The organism is Cognatundibacterium squillarum (assembly GCF_014652435.1).
GTDB lineage: Bacteria > Pseudomonadota > Gammaproteobacteria > Burkholderiales > Burkholderiaceae_D > Undibacterium > Undibacterium squillarum.
Genome location: NZ_BMYU01000009.1, coordinates 44,737 through 64,758 on the forward strand (window position 1 = coordinate 44,737; position 20,022 = coordinate 64,758).

A 20,022-nucleotide genomic window follows, 5' to 3' on the forward strand; every position below is an offset into this window, starting at 1 on the left:
GGTACACATCAGGCGATCCGTTTCGCCCATCGCCGCATTGCAGGCAATACAGCAAAGACGCAAGCCCGCCGTCACAATGCCGGCAACCCGTCTGCCAACAAACTCAGGAGACCGCAAATGGCACGCAGCATCATCGACTTATCTATTCCGATTGAAAACGATATCGCATCCGACCCGCCCGGCTATCAGCCCAAAGTCACTTACTACCGCCATCAGGATACCTTCGGCCAGATCGCCCCGTTTTTCCCCGGCCTGCAAGCCAGCGACTTACCGGACGGCGAAACCTGGGCCGTGGAAAAAGTGGAACTGATCACCCACAACGGCACGCATCTGGACGCGCCCTACCATTTTCACTCCACCATGAACCGTGGCGAGCGCGCGATCACGATCGATGAAGTGCCGCTGGAATGGTGCTTTCAGCGCGGTGTGAAGCTGGATTTCCGGCATTTTGAAGACGGCTATGTGGTCAGCGCCGACGATGTGGCACGCGAGCTGGACCGCATACAAGTCAGCCTGCAGCCGCTGGATATTGTGGTCGTCAACACCCGCGCCGGCAGCCGCTACGGTCAGCCGGATTACCTGAGCGCCGGTTGCGGCATGGGCTACGACGCCACCATGTATTTGCTGGAACGCGGCGTGCGCCTGACCGGCACCGATGGCTGGAGCTGGGATGCGCCGTTTATTCATACCGCGAAAAAGTACGCTGAAGAAGGCAATCCGGCCATTATCTGGGAAGGCCACAAAGCCGGACGCGACATCGGCTACTGCCATCTGGAAAAACTCCACAACCTCGAAGCCCTGCCCGCCACCGGCTTCACCATCGCCTGCTTCCCGGTCAAAATCCGCGGCGCATCGGCAGGATGGACGCGTGCGGTAGCGATTTTTGATGATCTGAAAAGCTGAACGATCTGCACAAAAACAAACACCGGCCGCAGCCGGTGTTGATTGTTACTCACGTTCAGATTCACATCCGCGTCATGGCATAGGTGTAGATTGCATCGCCCAGAAATGCCACCATCTGCGGATGATAAGCATTGTGATACGCCTTCATATCAGCATTTTCTTCATAAAATAAAGCCAGCCCGATATACGCATCCTTGCTCGGTGGATAAAACCGCGAAGCAATCGCACAATGCTGTGCAATCCACCCCTGCGCCGCCTCGGAATCAGCCGCCAGACCATCCAGTGCTGCAGCCATCCCTGTGTACAACACTTGCCAGTCCGCATGAATCTGCGCTTTATCGACATGCGACCAGTTATTGGTTTCCGCCAGCGATTTCGCCTGCTCAGCCGCCAGCGCCGCACGGCACTGATCCAGATAGACTGGATCTGCAGAAGATAACAACATCTGTATCTCTCTCAGAAAATTAACAAAACAACACCTTAGCACAGGAAAACTTCGTCACTGAGAAATGACGGTACCGGACCTAACAAACACCGCCGGATGCCGCCTTTCATGGCATCAAAACAACATAAATGCGGCATTCAGCATAGCGAACCGGTGGTCGTCGGCAGAAAGTCCGGGCTTGCGGAAATAAGAAATGACGATCGCAGCACAATCAGCGCACTGCTTACCCGCCAGGCGCCATCAACTGCTGCCAGCGCGCTTCCAGCAAGCGGGCGTACAGCATGGAGAATACAATCTGCTGAACGACAAAAACAAAAAAACCCGCCATCTTGCGAAAGCGGGTTTGATGATTTGACAGATATGGTGCCCGAGGCCGGAATCGAACCGGCACGCCCCTTTTACGGAAAGCGGCGGATTTTAAGTCCGATGTGTCTACCAGTTTCACCACTCGGGCCCATCCCTGCGAGCAGGGAAATCTGATCTTTACAAAAAAAGCGCCCTAAAGCGCTTTCTTGATTCTGGAGGCGGGGGCCGGAATCGAACCGGCGTCCACGGCTTTGCAGGCCGCTGCATAACCACTTTGCTACCCCGCCATGACAGCACCGTTGCCGGCACAATCAATCTGGAGCGGGATAAGAGGCTCGAACTCTCGACCTCAACCTTGGCAAGGTTGCGCTCTACCAACTGAGCTAATCCCGCATTTAACATGCTGTACTACTGAAGAAATCTGGAGCGGGATAAGAGGCTCGAACTCTCGACCTCAACCTTGGCAAGGTTGCGCTCTACCAACTGAGCTAATCCCGCTTTGATCTTTTCAGCACTACTAAAATTTTGGAGCGGGATAAGAGGCTCGAACTCTCGACCTCAACCTTGGCAAGGTTGCGCTCTACCAACTGAGCTAATCCCGCATCACTAATTTTTTCCGAAGCTTTTGGAGCGGGATAAGAGGCTCGAACTCTCGACCTCAACCTTGGCAAGGTTGCGCTCTACCAACTGAGCTAATCCCGCAGCAACGAAGACCAGAATTATAAATTACCGGAGAAATTTGTCAAGCACATCACTTCGATTGATCCATTTTTTCCGTGCTTTCCTTGATCAGCGGCCACGCTTTTTTCAGATAATAGAACATCGACCAGACCGTCAGCACTGCTGCAATCAGCAATAACCACGAACCCAGCAAAGCGCCATCCAGACCGAATATCAGCTGATCGTAATACAGCAGCATAGGAATCGCCGCCATTTGCGCTGTGGTCTTAATTTTGCCGAGCGAATTCACGGCGACAGACTTGGATGCACCGATCAGCGCCATCCATTCGCGCAGCGCCGAAATCGTGATTTCACGACCGATGATAATGAAGGCAATCACTGCATTGACGCGATCCAGTTGCACCAGCACCAGCAACGCACCGGCGACCATCAGCTTATCGGCAACGGGATCAAGAAAGGCGCCGAATGATGAAGTCTGATTCCAGCGACGCGCCAGAAAGCCGTCAAACCAGTCCGTGACTGCCGCCACAATAAAGACGATCGTTGCAGCAAGTCCTTTGTGATACGAGGCCAGCCAGCTTTCCGGCAAGTAAAACACACCAACAACCAGTGGAATCAGTGCGACCCGCAACCAGGTCAGCAATATCGGAACATTAAAAGGCATGAGGATTCAACCGAGATATTTTTCCGACATTATATGGGGCTAGCGCAATCGCTTGTAGATTTCTTCCGCAAGTTTTCGGGATATCCCTTCAACGCCGGACAATTCTTCCACGCTCGCTGCGGCAACGCCCTTTAAGCCGCCGAAGCGCGCCAGCAGGCGCTGACGACGTTTAGGCCCGACGCCTTCAATCTCTTCCAGCTGCGACGACTGCCGCGCCTTATCGCGTTTCGCACGCATTCCGGTAATCGCAAATCGGTGCGCTTCATCGCGGATTTGCGCAATCAGCATCAGTGCCGCGGATTCTTTACCGAGCTCCAGCTCCGGCCTGCCATCAGCAAACACCAGCGTTTCCAGCCCGACTTTACGGCCCTCACCTTTTGCCACACCCACAATCAGACTGACATTTAACCCCAGCTCTTCAAACACTTCGCGTGCCACCGAGATCTGCCCCTTACCACCATCCACCAGCACCAGATCCGGCATTACCTGATCACCCTGCTGCTCACCGGCGGCCAGTTTCTCATAGCGCCGCGTCAGCACCTGACGCATCGCAGCGTAATCATCACCGGGCGTAATATCGTGAATATTAAAACGGCGGTATTCACTGTTTTGCATGGTGTGATGATGAAACACCACACATGAGGCCTGCGTAGCTTCACCCTGCGTATGACTGATATCAAAACATTCAATACGCAGCGTTTCCAGCTCTTCAGTGTCAAGCTGCAGCACTTGCACCAGCGCGCGGGTTCTTGCCTGCTGAGAACCCTGTTCAGACAGTAATCGTGCCAGTGCCAGCTGGGCGCCTTTAACAGCCATTTCCAGCCATAAACGACGCTGTTCCTGCGGTTGCATTACCAGCTGAATTTTATGGCCGCATTGCTGCATTAACGCAGTCATCAACTCCGGCGCATCCAGCTCCACATTCGTCACCAGCACAGACGGAATTGCCTGATCCGCGTAATGCTGCGCCAGAAATGCGGCAAGCACTTCTGCTTCAATACTCTGCTCCGTCGTGCCCTGCACATCATCAACATGCGTCGGAAAATAAGCGCGGTCGCCCAGATGCCGTCCTCCGCGCACCATCGCCAGATTAACGCAGGCGCGGCCACCTTCCACCAGTACAGCGATAACATCAATATCTGTGGTGCCGGTCGTCTCCATACTTTGCTGCTGCAACACTTTGGACAAGGCTGCCATCTGGTTCCGCACCAGCGCGGCTTGCTCAAACTCCAGCTTTTCAGCATGCTGCATCATGCGTGCTTCCAAAGCATGCAGTATCTCATGCTGACGACCACGCAAAAAACCACTGGCATGACGCACATCTTCCTGATACTGCTCAGGCGTGATCAATCCCACACAAGGGCCGCTGCAACGCTGGATCTGATGTAACAGGCAGGGACGGGTGCGGTTATGAAACACACTGTCTTCACAAGTGCGTAATAAGAAAACTCTTTGCAGTATCTGCATCGATTCACGCACTGCCCACGCGGAAGGGAATGGGCCAAAATACTGGTGTTTACGATCTACACTGCCACGGTAATAGCTGATACGCGGCGTAGCATCAGCAGAAATGCGTAAATACGGATACGACTTATCATCGCGGAACAGAATGTTATAACGCGGCTTCAGCGTCTTAATCAGATTATTCTCAAGAATCAGCGCTTCCGCTTCTGTGCGCGTTACTGTGGTCTCCAGCCGGGCAATACGGGCGACCATCATCGCGATACGGGGACTGGATAAAGTTTTCTGAAAATAAGAACTGACGCGCTTCTTTAAATCTTTAGCCTTACCGACATACAGTACCTGATCCTGCGCATCAAAATAGCGGTAAACGCCGGGCAAATGCGGCAGCTGAGCCACCGTATCACTGACTTGTTGCCGGATATCCGGCCCGACATCATCTGCATTCATGATCAGTTCGATTCGATAACAACGAAGGCAACAGCGTATTCACGCTCATCACTGAGTGACACGTGGGCGCGCCAGCCGCGCTCGGCCATTGCACTTTGCAAAGGCCCTGCATAATGCAATTCCGGCTTACCGGAGACGCCGGAAACCGTCTGCACATTTTGCAGTGTCACAGGAAAACTGACGCCGGTACCGAACGCCTTTCCGAAAGCTTCTTTCACAGCAAACCGCGTCGCCAGAAAGCGAACCGCACGCGCTTCCGCCTGGGCCCTGCGCGCCTCAAAAACCGGAAACTCCAGATCGCCAAGCACCTTACGCGCAAACGCATCGCCATGCCGCTGCAAAGCCGCCTGAATACGTACGATACGAACGATATCGTTGCCGATACCGATAATCATCAGCAGCTCCCTTGCATTGCTTTAGCGCGCGCCTTTGCCACGACTGCACATACATTCCGGACAGCGCTGACAACACCCTCTTTCAGACAGGCTTGCGCAAGCCCGGCGGACAAGAGAATTTGCTGTACCTGCAAAGAATCCGCCAGTACGGAAACGTCGTCCGTTTTGACAGCCTCAAACCAGACGGAGCTACCTTTAAGCGCGAGCGATTGCAGATTGTCATGCAACAAACGTGAATCTGACAGTGCTGCACTGGTCAGTATCAGATGCTGTGCATCCGGCAACACATCACGCAATGGAAGCACAGCCTCTGTGACATCGCTCCCCGTGATGACTTCGCAAAACGTTGTTGCAATCCCGTACCCCGTATCGTTGAGCACGAGATCAATTCCTGACTCCGCCAGCAAGCACGTCAGTTGTGTCATGAATGCAGCGTCTGCTGCTGCGCCCTCTGGCACAAACGCTGATAAACGGACTGCCAGTCGCGGCAGAAAGGCAACATTCTGAATCATCATAAATTCTGTAAATCGATTAGCAGCTGACGGGTATTCAGCACAGCGCCATGCAAATGATGCTGAAGCAATGAACGTATTAAGAGTTTACTTTGAATCTGAATCTGCTGCTCACGAAAGTCCCCTGCCTGCATTGCAAGCAGACAAGCCCCGGACACAACTGGAAAATACTCCTGATGTTGCGCGGGGCGCACGCCAGCTTCCGGATCAAGCACATAAGCCAGCTCCGGAACAACACGCATTCTGCTTCCACTGCAGTAACGCAAATCTCCAAGCAAACCAGCCTCTTTCAGCAACACCAGTTCAAACTGGCGCAACACCAGCGCCACGGGCTCGCCATGCGCGAGCTGATTCAGCGTAGAAACATATTGTTGGAATAAAGCCGGGTGAGGATCATCGCGCACCAGCAATTTGAGCATCAGCTCATTCAGATAAAAGCCGCATACCAGCGCGGACTTTTCAAGGGGAATCATACCGCCAACCCAGTCCGCCTGCGTCAGGGTTTTCAATTCCTGCTTTCCGGTCCAGCTCAGTTGCAACGGCTGAAAAGTCTGCAACACAGTTCTTAACTGAGAATATGGTCGCTTAGCACCCTTTGCAATTAAGGCGATGCGCCCGAAATCCCGCGTCAGAACATCAATCACCAGACTGGTTTCTTTGTACGGGCGACTGTGAAGAACAAAACCCGGCTGCGTCTGCACCTTGCGATGCACAACCGGCGATACACTTACTGCAGTGGCCACGGAAGGCGATTCTGCCAGCCATTCCGCAAGCTCTTCGTCATCCAGCGGGACACTGCCGGTCATGGTAATTATTCGTAACCGTACGCGCGCAGACCCGCTTCATTATCCGCCCATCCGGATTTCACCTTCACCCAGACTTCGAGATACACCTTGCCACCAAACAGTTTTTCCATGTCCATACGTGACTGCGTGGAAATCTCTTTCAGGCGTGCACCTTTGTGGCCAATCAGCATGGCTTTGTGACTGTCGCGATCCACCAGAATCGCAACGAACACACGGCGCAAATCACCTTCCTGCTCAAACTTTTCGATGATAACGGTACTGGTGTAAGGCAGCTCGTCACCGACAAAGCGGAATACTTTTTCCCTGACGATCTCTGCCGCGAGGAATTTTTCACTGCGGTCGGTAATATCATCCTCACCGAACATCGGCGGATTTTCCGGAAGGAAATCGCGTACAACGCTTTCGAGACGATCCAACTGGAAACGCTGCTTCGCAGATACCGGGACCACTGCCTTAAATTCAAATGCATCGGCAACCTGGCGCGCAAAAGGCATCAGCAATGCCTTATCTTTCATGCGATCTGCTTTGTTGATAACAAGAATACAGGGAACATTTTTTGGCAGCAGCTCCAGAACCTGACGATCAGCTTCACCAAATGTACCCGCCTCAACGATGTAAAGAACCACATCCACCGCAGTCAGCGTCGTCGTAACAGTACGGTTCAGCGTGCGGTTCAGCGCATTCGAATGACGCGTCTGAAAACCAGGCGTGTCGATATAAACAAACTGCGCCTGGTCTTTGGTCTGAACACCGGTAATCCGGTGACGGGTGGTCTGCGCCTTACGCGACGTAATACTGACTTTGGCGCCGATCAACTGATTCATTAACGTGGACTTGCCGACATTCGGACGTCCGACAATAGCAATATACCCGCAACGGAATCCGGGATTTTCTGTCATTTCCTGCATGGGTATACCTATTCTGATTTGGTTGTAAGGTCTGCGCCGGATGCCGGCTGAGCTTCCGGCTGCACAGTACCAATACCCGCCAGCTTCAGCTGCGGACTACGGGTGCGCGCTTTTCTGGCGGCTGGTGTTCTGGCCAGCGTGGCAATGGCTGTTTCCAGCGCCAGTTTTGCAGCGGCCTGCTCACCAGCACGACGACTGCCACCTGTTCCGAACACCTGAATATCCAGTTTAGGCACCAGGCACTCAATTTCAAATTCCTGATTATGCGCAGCACCGTGAGTTGCCACAACATTGTATTGAGGCAATGCAATTTTTTTACTTTGCAAGAATTCCTGCAATAGCGTTTTTGCATCCTTACCCAGTGTTGACGGATCAACCGACGTCAGCACAGGCTGATACAGCGCAACAATGACCGCTTTCGCCGCATCAAATCCTGCATCCAGATAAACTGCACCGAACAATGCTTCTAAGGTATCAGCAAGGATAGAAGGACGACGAAAACCGCCGGACTTCAACTCCCCTTCGCCGAGTCGCAAAAACTGTGATAATTCGAGCCGCTGGGCAATTTCAAACAACGATTGTTGTTTGACCAGATTTGCCCGAACGCGTGATAAGTCACCCTCGTCGATATCGGCAAAACTGTCAAATAACAATGCTGCAACCACACAATTAAGCACCGAGTCCCCGAGGAACTCGAGGCGCTCATTGTGGGTACCGCTGTGACTGCGGTGTGTTAATGCCTGCTGCAATAAAGCGGGGTTACTGAACTGGTGCCCCAGTCTCTTTTGCAATACTTGTAAATTCATATTGTATTTCGCTTATTCCGGCTTTTTAGCAACAACGCCGGAACGGGCTGTAGTTCCCTCATATTCGAGTAACAAACTGGCAGGACCTACCAGCGGGATTTTTTTCTGATAAGAAAAACTGACTTCCATGCCGTCATCACCTTTAGTGAATTGCAAATCTTTCCCTGCAATAGAAGTGATGTAACCGACTTCAGCCTGCTTATCAAATGCAACCTGCACTTCGCGCGGTGTACTGGCACCGTTCTTTGCAGTAACAATTGCTTTTTTGATCGATGAAAATTCAATTACGGTAGGCACAACCTTCATCGCCACCATCGCCAGCACAACCAGAATACCCAGAGATAAAACCAGCCCCACCAGTGACAGACCTTGCTGGCGACGCTTCAGATTCACTACATTTTGCTTCATCATGACTGTCCTTTGCTGAGATTACTGAAAACTGCCGATACGACGAATGTTTCCGAGATTCATCCAGATAAAAAACGCTTTTCCGACGATATTTTCATCCGGTACAAATCCCCAGTAACGGCTGTCCGCACTGCGATCGCGGTTATCACCCATCATGAAATACTGCCCTTGCGGCACCACGCAGGTGAAGCCTTCATTGTCATAAACGCAATTTTCACGGCCGGGGAATTTCATAGGCTTTTCAACCCATACCGGAGCATCATCATTGTTCAGAATATGGTGTTGCACGCCAAGCAGGTTTTCTTTGAATTGTCTGGAGTATTCCAGATTGTTATCACCGAGAAAATCCTGAAGCGGCTGATAGCTTGCCGGTGTTCCGTTGATCGTCAGACGTTTATTTTTATATTCAACCTTATCGCCTGGTACGCCCACAACCCGCTTGATGTAATCAACCTGCGGATCCATCGGGTACTTAAATACCATCACGTCACCACGTTGCGGTTGCCCGATTTCAATCACTTTCTTATTAATTACCGGCAAACGAATACCGTAAGTGAATTTATTCACCAGAATCAGATCACCGACAAACAGTGTCGGTAGCATTGAGCCGGACGGAATCTTAAATGGTTCAAACAAAAAAGAGCGCAGTACAAAGACCAGCAAAATCACCGGAAAAAAACTGCCTGAATACTCGACCCAGACTGGCTGACGCAGAAGGCCTGAAGCAATTTCCTCACGCTTATTCGTATCCATACGAACACCGTCAGCTGCGAGCTTTGCTTCACGCTGATCATACTCAGCCAGTGCCTTCTCCGCAGCCTCACGACGTTTTTTTGACAAAACAAATAAATCGAGTGTCCAGATAATGCCGGTCACTACCGTCAAAATCAGCAAAATAAGTGCAAAATTCGTCAGCAAAGACTGAAACATTATTTTTCTTCCACCTGTAAAATTGCGAGGAATGCTTCCTGCGGCACTTCGACCGAACCAACCTGCTTCATACGTTTCTTACCTGCTTTTTGTTTTTCCAGCAGCTTGCGCTTACGTGAGATATCGCCGCCATAACATTTTGCCAGAACGTTTTTGCGCATCGCTTTGACGTTTTCACGCGCAATAATGTTGGAGCCAATCGCCGCCTGAATCGCAACATCAAACATCTGACGCGGAATCAGTTCGCGCATTTTTGCAGCCACGGCACGACCGCGATACTGACTGTTTGCGCGGTGGACGATAATTGCCAGCGCATCCACCTTCTCGCTGTTAATCAGCATGTCGACTTTCACAACATCGGCATGGCGGTATTCTTTGAATTCGTAATCCATGGATGCATAGCCACGGGAAATCGACTTCAGACGATCAAAGAAATCCAGCACAATTTCAGCCATTGGCAGATCATAAGTCAGCTTCACCTGACGTCCGTGATAAGCCATATCCATCTGGACGCCGCGTTTTTGGGTACACAGTGTAATGACCGCGCCTACGTACTCCTGTGGCATGTACAAATTCACCGAAACAATAGGCTCGCGGATTTCTTCAATTCTGGAAGGGTCCGGCATTTTTGCCGGATTATCGACCTGAATGATGGAGCCATCGGCCATCACGACCTCATATACGACCGTCGGAGCGGTCGTAATGAGATCCATATCGAATTCGCGCTCGAGGCGTTCCTGCACGATTTCCATATGCAACAATCCGAGGAAGCCGCAACGGAAGCCAAAACCAAGTGCCTGCGACACTTCCGGCTCAAACATCAGCGCAGCATCATTCAGTTTCAGCTTCTCCAGAGATTCGCGCAAAGCATCATACTGATTTGCCTCAACCGGGAACAAGCCAGCAAAAACCTGAGGCTGAATTTCTTTAAAACCAGGCAATGGTTCCTTGGCCTTATTTGCAACGGTGGTAATCGTATCGCCAACTTTAGCTGCTTTTAATTCCTTAATACCGGCAATCACAAATCCAACCTGACCAGCCGACAGCGAATCACGTGAAAGCGATTTCGGCGTAAACACACCAACACTTTCAACCAGATGCTGCGCCTCGGTTGCCATCAGCAGAATTTTATCTTTCGGACGCAACGTACCATTAACAATACGTACCAGCATGACAACACCAACGTAGTTATCAAACCAGGAATCAATGATCAGCGCCTGCAATGGTGCGGACGGATCGCCTTCTGGCGCCGGCACTTTGGCGATCAGCGATTCCAGCACATCAGCCACACCAAGACCTGTCTTCGCGGAGCAGTGAACCGCGTCAGTCGCATCGATGCCAATTACATCTTCAATTTCTTTCGTCGCGTTTTCCGGATCTGCAGATGGCAAATCGATCTTATTCAGAACCGGCACAACTTCGACACCCAGATCAATTGCGGTGTAGCAGTTTGCTACAGTTTGCGCCTCAACACCCTGAGAAGCATCGACGACCAGCAATGCGCCTTCACAAGCAGAAAGAGAACGACTGACTTCATAGCTAAAATCAACGTGGCCCGGCGTGTCAATCAGGTTCAGGTTATAAACCTTACCATCTTTTGCTTTGTAATTCAGTGCAGCAGTTTGTGCCTTAATGGTAATCCCACGCTCACGCTCGATATCCATCGAGTCGAGCACCTGTGCTTCCATTTCGCGGTCAGAAAGGCCGCCGCACAACTGAATAATACGATCGGCCAGCGTTGATTTACCGTGGTCGATATGAGCAATAATAGAAAAATTCCGGATGTTATTCATTGGGTAACAATTCAATTCGAAAGCACAGCGAAACCGGCTAAAAAAAAGCGCTCCGGTCTGGGCTCAATCCCAGGCGGGCGCCTGCCAGTCTTTTTTGCAAAGCGTCATTTTACCGGATTTCGAGTCAGAAATCCGCGATAAAGCCGAGAATCCGCTCAGTCGCCCGGCAAAAGAGACAGGAAGCCCGGCAGCAATAATTGTTTCTGTTGAGGCAATTGCCAAAATGCATCATAGTCAATTCGGGCGAGATACAATCCATCGGGCATAAAAGTAGGCGCAGCAAGACTTCTGTCCTTACTCAACAATAGTTGCTGCATCCATTCAGGCTCACGCTTACCCGTTCCGACAAACACCAGCGATCCAACAATATTCCTGACCATATGATGAAGGAAAGCACTGGCCTTCAGGGTAAATATAAACATCTCACCCTGCTGCCTGATGTCAATACTATACATGTGCTTAACCGGCGATTTTGCCTGACACTCTGCCGCTCTGAATGCGGAAAAATCGTGCTCACCCAATAACAATGCTGCACCTGCCTGCATTTTTTCAAGATTCAGTTCGCGAAAAACCCAGCCGGCCCGGCCGCCCCAAAGCGGAGAACGAATCTTACTATTATGCAAAACATAGTGATAGGTGCGTGCTCTGGCACTAAAGCGGGAGTGAAATGCTTCCGGTGAAACAGGATCACAATCCAGCTCCTTTGCCCACTGCACCGCAACTGACGATGGCAGAAACGCATTCACACCATTCACCCACGAATATGGTGTGCGAGTCAGATCAGTATCAAAATGCACAACCTGCTCCAGCCCGTGGACGCCTGCATCCGTTCTGCCAGCACACGTTGTATGAACCGATTGATTAGTAAATTGCTTCAGTGCCCGTTCAAGCACATCCTGAACCGTATCGCCGGAAGGCTGCTTTTGCCAACCGCGCCACGAATTCCCATCGTACTGCACACCCAAAACGATACGTTTCACATCACATCCCACAAAAAGAAAACGGGCGCTGACCTGCGTCAGCGCCCGCGCATCATGGACGAAAATCAGGCAAGTTGCAACAACATCGCATTTGCGCGCTCACGCTGATCCGCATTACCACCGCGAACAACTTCTTCCAGCAATTCACGAGCACCTTCACGATCACCGATTTCCTGGTAAGCAACCGCGAGATCCAGCTTGGTCGACATTTCAGCATTTTCAGGTTCAGCATCCGCAGAGGAACCGGATACCGCATCCGATTCCACCTGTGGCTCCAGATTCAGATCGATACCGGACAAGTCAAAATCAAATGCAGACGCTTGCACATCTGAAGGTAAATGGGGCTCCTGCTCTGTTTGCGCAGGCTCTTCCAGCGCAAAATCCAGCACAGGAACATCTTCACCTAATGACTCACCGGACAGAGATAACTCAATAGCCTCAGCAGAATCAGGCACTTCCGGCGAAGCTTCAATGGTAAGTTCCGGGACGCTGTCCTGTAACGGCGCACTCAGGTCGAGATCAGGCAGGGAAAAATCCAGACTGTTATCATCAGCCAAAGACACCTCCTGTTCAGACGGAACTGATTGTTCCTGCTGAACCGCCGGCGCTTCAGGCTCACCAAAATCAAAATCGATTACACCCAGATCAGGCTCCTGCGCTTCCGTGACCGTCTGCACGACAGGCTGGCTGACTGGCAATTCCGGCACAGCAGGACTATTGTCATCACCAAAACCGAGATCAAAGTCCAGTGAAGATGTATCAATGACCGCAGGACCAGATTCCGTAGACATTACCGGAGCAGCCTCTTCAACCTGAGGGCCAGGCTTAGTTGCAGTATCAATAATACTGATTGCCTCAAGCATGTCTTTCGACATTGAATTTGTGAGTAAGGCCTCGGGATCCAGATCTTCTAAAGGATGTGTCGGCATGCCGATACCCGCATCAGATACCGGCGCTTCTTTCGACTGACCACCTGCATATAATGGATTGGTCGGCTCCAGCGATACACCCATCGATGCTGCCTGCGCCCACTCCTCTCCAGTACCACTTGTCATGCCGTAGAGTTCGCCTGCAACGCGCTCAAACTGACGGGAATCTTTGCGTGCAAAGTAAATTTCCAGCAATTTCAAACGAACCGCATGACGATCCGGTTGTGTACGCAAAGCTTCTTTCAGAATTTCTTCCGCCTGTGTATCGCGACCATAAGCGATGTAAACGTCCGCCTCAGCAACAGGATCCACCTCATTCGCATCCAGCTGGCTGGCAGATGGCGCAAAGTTCGAATTAAATACACTGTTATTTGTATCAACACTCTGGCCACCTGTAGAACCGAACATGGAGTTCGCTTTCATACTGGAGCCGGTAAGAATACTGTCTTCGAATTGCTGCTGCTTTTTGCGACGCTGGTTAGCCCACAGACCGACACCGGCGAGAATTGCAATCAGACCAGCGCCTGCAGGCATCGCCCAGTCAGACAAACTTTCGAAGAAACTTGGCTCTGGTGGCGGTGGCGGAGCAACCGGACGACGCCGCGGCTTTTCAGCACCCGCCGACGCGGATGCACTGGCAACAGCAGGCGCAGAAGCAACTGCCGAGGCTGCAACAGCAGCAGGCGCGGATGCTGCTGCAGCGCCCGACGCAACCACCGGCGCTGTCTGAGCAACCGGTTTTTCAGGCTCTTTGGCTTCTTTACTGTCTTTTTTCGCAGATTTTGCAGTCAGCTCAGCTTCTTTCGCGGCCAGATCTTTATTCTTCACATCCAGCAGCTTTTGCAACTCGCCAACATTTTTTTCGAGCTCTTTCACGCGGCTGTTTGCTTCCGCGACTGCTTTTTCTTTCGCAATTTTTTCCGCTTCAGCTGCCGCCTTATTACCGGCTTCTGCTTTAGACAGTTTCAGTTTATCAGGAGACTCCGCGCTTGGCGTTGGTGTTTCCTTCACTTTGGCAGTAATTTTTCCGCTGGCTGCCTGCTTTGAAGACGCAGCCCGTGCGGCCGGAGCGCGCTCCACCTGCTCAGCCAGTTTTCCGCGATAAGCACTGAAATCATTAGAATGTGCAATCACAACAGAATGCGCTTCCGTCGCGGTTGGCGCAGCTGCTTTCACGGACTCAGCGTCCGGAATCTGCAAAATCTGACCTGCACGCAGACGATTCATATTATTGCCAACGAATGCATCTTTATTTGCTTTATACAAAGCAACCAGCATTTGATCCAGAGACACCCCTTCTGTGCGGTATGCGCCGGCAATTTTACTNAGGCGCTGCATTCGCAGCGATCTGCTTTTTTGCGGCTTGCTGCGCAGGTACAGACTGTACGGTCTGAACATTCTGTGTATTACCGCGAACTTGCGCGGAACCGTTTTTTGCAGCGACCTGCGCTGACTGACCAGTACGCAGATCAACCGGATCAAGCAGGAATGTATATTCGCGCAGCAGTTTGCCATTTGAAGAATTCAGCTCCAGCAGCATATCGACGAATGGCTCATTCATCGGCTGACTGGAAGTCACTTTAATGATGTAGTTATTACCACGCTGTTCAATACCGAACTGCAATGACAGCAATGCTGCATTGAATTCTATGTTGGCGCGTTTAAACGCTTCCGGCGAAGCAAGTTTGGGCGTGAGAGAACCCAGCTCCTCTTTGTTCGGCGAAGTAAGTTCAATCTCTGCTTTTAAAGGCTGCCCGAGAGCTGACAATACCGTCAGTCGCCCCATGCCGGTTGCGCTTGCATCCGCTGCAAACAGCATCGCAGAAGCAACGGCGACGCTCAGCGCATTACGCCCCAGAGAAATAACGGATTTTCTTTTTTGTTTTTGCATATCGTCAGACAATTCGGGAGGAAACAAACAACAAAGTTTGCTAAAACTACACAAATTCAGATTTTTTCAAGGATGTAAATGCCATCTTCGCGCTGCAAGCTTACCGCTATTTATGCACATGGTAAATACATCAATTACAGAAGGCAGGCAGCCTGTGCAAGAAACGTTGCAGCGCTTTAACACTACTGATTTATCATCAGCGCGTGTTTATACAAGAAAAAAAGAGGGCAGATGCCCTCTTTTTCACTTTCTTACACGAATTTCATAAAAATCAATCTATCAGGATACGCAGCATACGGCGCAATGGCTCTGCCGCACCCCATAACAACTGATCACCAATGGTAAACGCGCCAACGTATTCAGGACCCATTGCCAGCTTACGTACACGTCCGACCGGAATGGTCAGTGTGCCGGTCACGGCAACCGGTGTCAGATCACGAATAGTGGCTTCACGGTTATTCGGCACAACTTTCGCCCATGGATTATCGGCAGCAATCATGCCTTCAATCTCATCAACAGGCACATCTTTCTTCAGTTTAAAAGTCAGTGCCTGGCTGTGGCAGCGCATTGCGCCGACGCGCACACAGAAACCATCCACCGGAATCGGCGCAGAACCAAAGCCCTCGCCCAGACCCAGAATCTTGTTGGTTTCCGCCATACCCTTCCACTCTTCACGGGATGTGCCATTGCCCAGATCTTTGTCGATCCACGGGATCAGCGAACCACCCAGCGGAACACCGAAGTTTGCCACTTCATCCGCGCCAAAACCACGCTGTTTCGCGATAATTTTACGGTCGATTTCCAGAATTGCGCTTTTCGGATCATCCAGCAGATCACGCACTTCAGCATGCAGTTTGCCGTACTGCGTCAGCAATTCGCGCATATGCTGCGCACCACCACCGGAAGCTGCCTGATAAGTCTGTGTGCTCATCCACTCAACCAAACCAGCCTTATACAGCGCACCGACACCCATCAGCATACAGCTGACGGTGCAGTTGCCACCGATCCAGTTATTCTGACCCTTACTCAGCGCATTTTTGATCACTGGCAGATTGACCGGATCCAGAATGATCACTGCATCGTCTTTCATACGCAGACTGGAAGCTGCGTCAATCCAGTGACCATTCCAGCCAGCTGCGCGCAGTTGCGGGAAAACTTCATTGGTGTAATCACCACCCTGGCAGGTAATAATGATGTCGCACTTCTTCAGCTCATCAATATTGTTCGCGTCCTTGAGCGTCTTTTCATTCTTTGCCATTGCAGGTGCTGTACCGCCCGCGTTGGAAGTCGAAAAGAATACGGGTTCAATATGATCAAAGTCCTTCTCTTCCTGCATACGTTGCATCAGGACGGAACCGACCATACCACGCCAACCTACCAAGCCTACCAGTTTCATCATTTTTCCCTAAAAAGCGCAGATGACTGCGTCGTTCACTCACTCAGACAAGGCTGCTACAACTGCTTGTCCCATTTCGGCTGTTCCGACTTTTGTTGTTCCCGGCTCATAAATATCCGGTGTACGCAAGCCGGAAGCCAGCACTTTTTTCACTGCTGCCTCGATGCGATCAGCCTGCTCCGGCTTATTCAGCGAGTAGCGCAGCATCATAGCTGCCGACAAAATTGTCGCCAGCGGATTCGCAATTCCCTTCCCTGCGATATCCGGTGCTGAACCATGTGAAGGCTCATACAAACCTTTATTGTTTGCATCCAGAGATGCGCTTGGCAACATGCCGATAGACCCAGTCAGCATTGCAGCTGCATCCGACAAGATATCGCCAAACATATTGCCGGTGACGATCACGTCGAATTTCTTCGGAGCGCGTACCAGTTGCATAGCCGCGTTATCGACATACATATGCTCTAGCGCAACATCCGGATATTCGCGATGCACATCGGTCACGATATCTTTCCAGAACTGGAAGGTTTCCAGCACATTCGCTTTGTCAACACTGGTCAGTCTGCCACCGCGTTTTTGTGCGGTCTGGAATGCTACGTGCGCAATGCGGCGAATTTCTGTTTCTGCATAGCGCATGGTGTCAAAGCCTTCGCGCTCACCCTGAAACGGGCCATCCGGGCAAGTGCGTACACCACGTGGCTGGCCAAAATAAATGTCGCCGGTCAGTTCGCGAATAATCAGAATATCCAGACCCGAAACCACTTCCGGCTTCAGTGTTGATGCACCGGCGAGTTCAGGATACAGGATTGCGGGACGCAGATTCGCAAACAATTTTAAATTTTTACGCAATCCCAGAATTGCCTGCTCAGGACGCAATGCGCGTTCCAGCGTATCGTATTTCCAGTCACCGACAGCACCGAACAGAACAGCATCTGCTTCCTGCGCGAGCTTCAGGGTTGCATCCGGCAAAGGATGTCCTGCGGCTTCGTAACCGGCACCACCGACCGGTGCCGTTTCCATTTCAAATTTTTCATCCAGCGCATTCAGTACATTGACTGCCTGCGCAATAATTTCCGGACCAATGCCATCACCAGGCAATACAGCAATTTTCATTCTGTTTTCTCTCAGGACTGAATAGTGTTCGACAACCACGGGAAGCGGGCCAGATGCTGCTCTTCAAAACTGCGGATTTTCTGTTCATTACACAGCGTCAGGCCAATATCATCCAGACCATTCAGCAGGCAGTATTTCCGGAAAGGGTCAACGTTAAACGCATAAGACTGCGATCCGTTGACAGTGGAAACCGTCTGCGCTTCCAGATCAATCACCAGACGGAAGCCCGGGAAGGCACGCACTTCGTTAAACAGCTGATCCACCTGCACTTCACTCAGCACGATAGGCAGCACGCCATTCTTAAAACAATTATTAAAAAAGATGTCGGCAAAACTCGGGGCGATAATCGCGCGGAAGCCATATTGTTCCAGTGCCCACGGCGCATGTTCACGCGAAGATCCGCAGCCGAAATTCTTACGGGTCAGCAAAACTGAAGCGCCCTGATAACGCGCTTCATTCAGAACGAAGTCCGGATTCAGCGGACGCTTGCTGTTATCCATGCCCGGCTCGCCGTGATCCAGATAACGCCATTCATCAAACAGATTCGGACCGAAGCCTGTACGCTGAATCGATTTCAGAAACTGCTTCGGAATAATGGCGTCGGTATCGACATTGGCACGATCAAGCGGCGCAACAAGACCATCAACAATAGTAAATTTTTGCATGCTTATTTCTTTCCGAGACCTTCCACCGCTTCACCGGCTTTTTTAACGTCTTTCCCGATTCCCTGCACGGTGTTACAACCGGCAAGCACACAAACACACAGCAACATGAATGCAAATTTTTTCATGATGATTTTTCCCTTCATTTTGTCAGGCGGCGGACATCAACAAAGTGTCCTGCCACACCTGCAGCAGCTGCCATTGCCGGCGATACCAGATGGGTGCGACCACCCTGCCCTTGCCGGCCTTCAAAATTTCTGTTGGAGGTGGACGCACAGCGCTCGCCCGGTTCCAGACGGTCAGCATTCATTGCCAGACACATAGAACAACCCGGTTCGCGCCATTCAAATCCGGCGTCCTTAAAGATTTTATCCAGACCTTCGCGCTCAGCCTGTTCTTTCACCAGACCGGAGCCAGGCACCACCATCGCCAGCTTCACATTGCTGGCGCGGAATTTGCCACGCACCACGGCGGCGGCTTCGCGTAAATCTTCGATACGGGAATTGGTACAGGAACCGATAAAGACTTTATCGATACGGATATCCGACATCGCCGTATTCGGCTTCAGATCCATATACACCAGCGCTTTTTCAATCGCATCGCGTTTTACCGGATCTTTTTCGTGGTCCGGATCAGGAACACGTCCTTCAACCGGCAACACCATTTCCGGCGACGTACCCCAGGTGATTTGCGGCTGAATTTCTTCGGCGCGCAGTGTCACGACCATATCAAAACGTGCACCCGGATCGGAGTGCAGCGTTTTCCAGTAAGCCACCGCCTGATCCCATTGCGGACCAACCGGCGAGAACGGACGACCTTTGACGTAATCGATGGTAGTCTGATCCACCGCGACCATACCGGCGCGGGCACCGGCTTCAATCGCCATATTACAAATCGTCATGCGGCCTTCCATGCTGAGGCTGCGAATTGCCGAACCGGCAAATTCAATCGCATAGCCAGTGCCGCCTGCCGTACCGATCTGACCAATCACGGCCAGCACGATATCTTTTGCTGTGACACCTGCCTGTAACACGCCATCAATCTGCACCAGCATGGAACGCGATTTTTTGGCCACCAGTGTCTGGGTTGCGAGCACGTGCTCAACCTCGGAAGTGCCGATGCCGTGTGCGAGACAGCCAAACGCACCGTGGGTGGAAGTATGGGAATCGCCGCACACAACTGTCATACCCGGCAGCGTTGCACCCTGCTCAGGGCCGATCACGTGAACGATGCCCTGGCGCTTATCATTCATGCCGAAATACGTCAGACCGAACTGACGGGCGTTTCCATCCAGCGTTTCCACCTGCAGACGCGACACCGGATCTTCGATACCGTTCGCACGGTTAGTAGTCGGGACGTTGTGGTCTGCCACAACCAGATTGGCAGCATTGCGCCACGGTGTGCGTCCGGCGATTTTCAAGCCTTCAAACGCTTGCGGACTGGTGACTTCATGTAGCAGGTGACGGTCGATATATAGAATCGTTGTTCCGTCATCCTCAGTGTGCACTACATGAGATTCCCATAACTTGTCGTAAAGCGTTTTAAGCATCATTCCTTACCTGCCTGTTGAGAGTGGTAAACCA

The 20,022-nt window shown here is 51.5% G+C and carries 20 protein-coding genes, 6 tRNA genes and 1 pseudogene; 2 read left to right on the forward strand and 25 right to left on the reverse strand.

Going from position 1 to position 20,022, the window contains the following annotated elements:
- Positions 1-117 precede the first annotated feature (117 nt).
- On the forward strand, positions 118-903 hold the full coding sequence (locus tag IE092_RS15755) for a cyclase family protein (protein WP_189358167.1): 786 nt from the start codon (positions 118-120) through the stop codon (positions 901-903).
- A 61-nt stretch (positions 904-964) separates the two neighbouring features.
- Here IE092_RS15755 and IE092_RS15760 read toward each other — a convergent pair whose 3' ends face one another.
- On the reverse strand, positions 965-1,348 hold the full coding sequence (locus IE092_RS15760; protein ID WP_189358168.1) for a TipAS antibiotic-recognition domain-containing protein: 384 nt from the start codon (positions 1,346-1,348) through the stop codon (positions 965-967).
- Between the two features lie 193 nt (positions 1,349-1,541).
- On the opposite strand from IE092_RS15760, the gene IE092_RS15765 reads away from it, so the two are divergent.
- Positions 1,542-1,703 (forward strand): hypothetical protein, encoded by a 162-nt coding sequence (locus tag IE092_RS15765; RefSeq protein ID WP_189358169.1) that lies wholly within the window; start codon positions 1,542-1,544, stop codon positions 1,701-1,703.
- 6 nt (positions 1,704-1,709) lie between these two features.
- Here the strand turns inward: IE092_RS15765 and IE092_RS15770 are convergent.
- The 24 genes and pseudogenes from IE092_RS15770 to leuC form a co-directional block, all read right to left on the reverse strand.
- A tRNA-Leu gene (locus IE092_RS15770) sits at positions 1,710-1,802 on the reverse strand.
- A gap of 65 nt (positions 1,803-1,867) precedes the next feature.
- Positions 1,868-1,941: transfer RNA gene (locus IE092_RS15775), tRNA-Cys, on the reverse strand.
- Positions 1,942-1,971: 30 nt separating this feature from the next.
- A tRNA-Gly gene (locus IE092_RS15780) sits at positions 1,972-2,047 on the reverse strand.
- 29 nt (positions 2,048-2,076) lie between these two features.
- Positions 2,077-2,152 (reverse strand) — tRNA-Gly (locus tag IE092_RS15785).
- A 28-nt stretch (positions 2,153-2,180) separates the two neighbouring features.
- Positions 2,181-2,256 (reverse strand) — tRNA-Gly (locus IE092_RS15790).
- A 24-nt stretch (positions 2,257-2,280) separates the two neighbouring features.
- Positions 2,281-2,356, reverse strand: a tRNA-Gly gene (locus IE092_RS15795).
- Positions 2,357-2,405: 49 nt separating this feature from the next.
- Entirely contained in the window at positions 2,406-2,999 is a 594-nt protein-coding gene (pgsA, locus tag IE092_RS15800) for a CDP-diacylglycerol--glycerol-3-phosphate 3-phosphatidyltransferase (RefSeq protein ID WP_189358170.1), read from the reverse strand.
- Positions 3,000-3,038: 39 nt separating this feature from the next.
- Complete coding sequence (gene uvrC / locus IE092_RS15805; RefSeq protein WP_189358171.1) at positions 3,039-4,910, reverse strand: excinuclease ABC subunit UvrC; 1,872 nt, start codon at positions 4,908-4,910, stop codon at positions 3,039-3,041.
- Between the two features lie 2 nt (positions 4,911-4,912).
- Positions 4,913-5,305, reverse strand: coding sequence for a holo-ACP synthase (gene acpS / locus IE092_RS15810; RefSeq protein ID WP_189358172.1), 393 nt, complete (start codon positions 5,303-5,305; stop codon positions 4,913-4,915).
- Positions 5,305-5,820 carry a hypothetical protein gene (locus tag IE092_RS15815; protein ID WP_189358173.1) on the reverse strand — a complete coding sequence of 172 codons (516 nt, stop codon included), beginning with the start codon at positions 5,818-5,820 and terminating at the stop codon, positions 5,305-5,307. Before IE092_RS15815 ends, acpS begins: the two co-directional genes overlap by 1 nt.
- Positions 5,817-6,623 (reverse strand): DNA repair protein RecO, encoded by an 807-nt coding sequence (gene recO, locus IE092_RS15820; protein WP_189358174.1) that lies wholly within the window; start codon positions 6,621-6,623, stop codon positions 5,817-5,819. Before recO ends, IE092_RS15815 begins: the two co-directional genes overlap by 4 nt.
- Positions 6,624-6,628: 5 nt before the next feature.
- Entirely contained in the window at positions 6,629-7,531 is a 903-nt protein-coding gene (gene era / locus IE092_RS15825; protein WP_189358175.1) for a GTPase Era, read from the reverse strand.
- A gap of 44 nt (positions 7,532-7,575) precedes the next feature.
- Positions 7,576-8,337, reverse strand: a pseudogene (gene rnc, locus IE092_RS15830) (ribonuclease III); the annotation flags it as partial.
- A gap of 12 nt (positions 8,338-8,349) precedes the next feature.
- Positions 8,350-8,748, reverse strand: coding sequence for a DUF4845 domain-containing protein (locus IE092_RS15835; protein WP_189358177.1), 399 nt, complete (start codon positions 8,746-8,748; stop codon positions 8,350-8,352).
- Positions 8,749-8,766: 18 nt separating this feature from the next.
- Positions 8,767-9,675: a signal peptidase I gene (lepB, locus tag IE092_RS15840; RefSeq protein ID WP_189358178.1), complete on the reverse strand. Its 909-nt coding sequence runs from the start codon at positions 9,673-9,675 to the stop codon at positions 8,767-8,769.
- Positions 9,675-11,468, reverse strand: a complete 1,794-nt coding sequence (gene lepA, locus IE092_RS15845; RefSeq protein ID WP_189358179.1) for a translation elongation factor 4 — start codon at positions 11,466-11,468, stop codon at positions 9,675-9,677. Before lepA ends, lepB begins: the two co-directional genes overlap by 1 nt.
- 155 nt (positions 11,469-11,623) lie before the next feature.
- Complete coding sequence (gene truA, locus IE092_RS15850; RefSeq protein ID WP_189358180.1) at positions 11,624-12,448, reverse strand: tRNA pseudouridine(38-40) synthase TruA; 825 nt, start codon at positions 12,446-12,448, stop codon at positions 11,624-11,626.
- A 65-nt stretch (positions 12,449-12,513) separates the two neighbouring features.
- Positions 12,514-14,775: a motility hub landmark protein FimV gene (locus IE092_RS15855; RefSeq protein WP_444545937.1), complete on the reverse strand. Its 2,262-nt coding sequence runs from the start codon at positions 14,773-14,775 to the stop codon at positions 12,514-12,516.
- On the reverse strand, positions 14,699-15,268 hold the full coding sequence (locus tag IE092_RS19060; protein WP_189358182.1) for a type IV pilus assembly protein FimV: 570 nt from the start codon (positions 15,266-15,268) through the stop codon (positions 14,699-14,701). The genes IE092_RS15855 and IE092_RS19060 overlap by 77 nt, the downstream gene beginning before the upstream one ends.
- Positions 15,269-15,539: 271 nt before the next feature.
- Complete coding sequence (gene asd, locus IE092_RS15865; protein WP_189358183.1) at positions 15,540-16,667, reverse strand: aspartate-semialdehyde dehydrogenase; 1,128 nt, start codon at positions 16,665-16,667, stop codon at positions 15,540-15,542.
- A gap of 36 nt (positions 16,668-16,703) precedes the next feature.
- On the reverse strand, positions 16,704-17,777 hold the full coding sequence (leuB, locus tag IE092_RS15870) for a 3-isopropylmalate dehydrogenase (RefSeq protein ID WP_189358184.1): 1,074 nt from the start codon (positions 17,775-17,777) through the stop codon (positions 16,704-16,706).
- 11 nt (positions 17,778-17,788) lie between these two features.
- Entirely contained in the window at positions 17,789-18,442 is a 654-nt protein-coding gene (gene leuD, locus IE092_RS15875) for a 3-isopropylmalate dehydratase small subunit (protein ID WP_189358186.1), read from the reverse strand.
- Positions 18,443-18,444: 2 nt separating this feature from the next.
- On the reverse strand, positions 18,445-18,567 hold the full coding sequence (locus tag IE092_RS15880) for an entericidin A/B family lipoprotein (RefSeq protein WP_189358188.1): 123 nt from the start codon (positions 18,565-18,567) through the stop codon (positions 18,445-18,447).
- 14 nt (positions 18,568-18,581) lie between these two features.
- Positions 18,582-19,988, reverse strand: a complete 1,407-nt coding sequence (gene leuC / locus IE092_RS15885; protein WP_189358321.1) for a 3-isopropylmalate dehydratase large subunit — start codon at positions 19,986-19,988, stop codon at positions 18,582-18,584.
- Positions 19,989-20,022 lie beyond the last annotated feature (34 nt).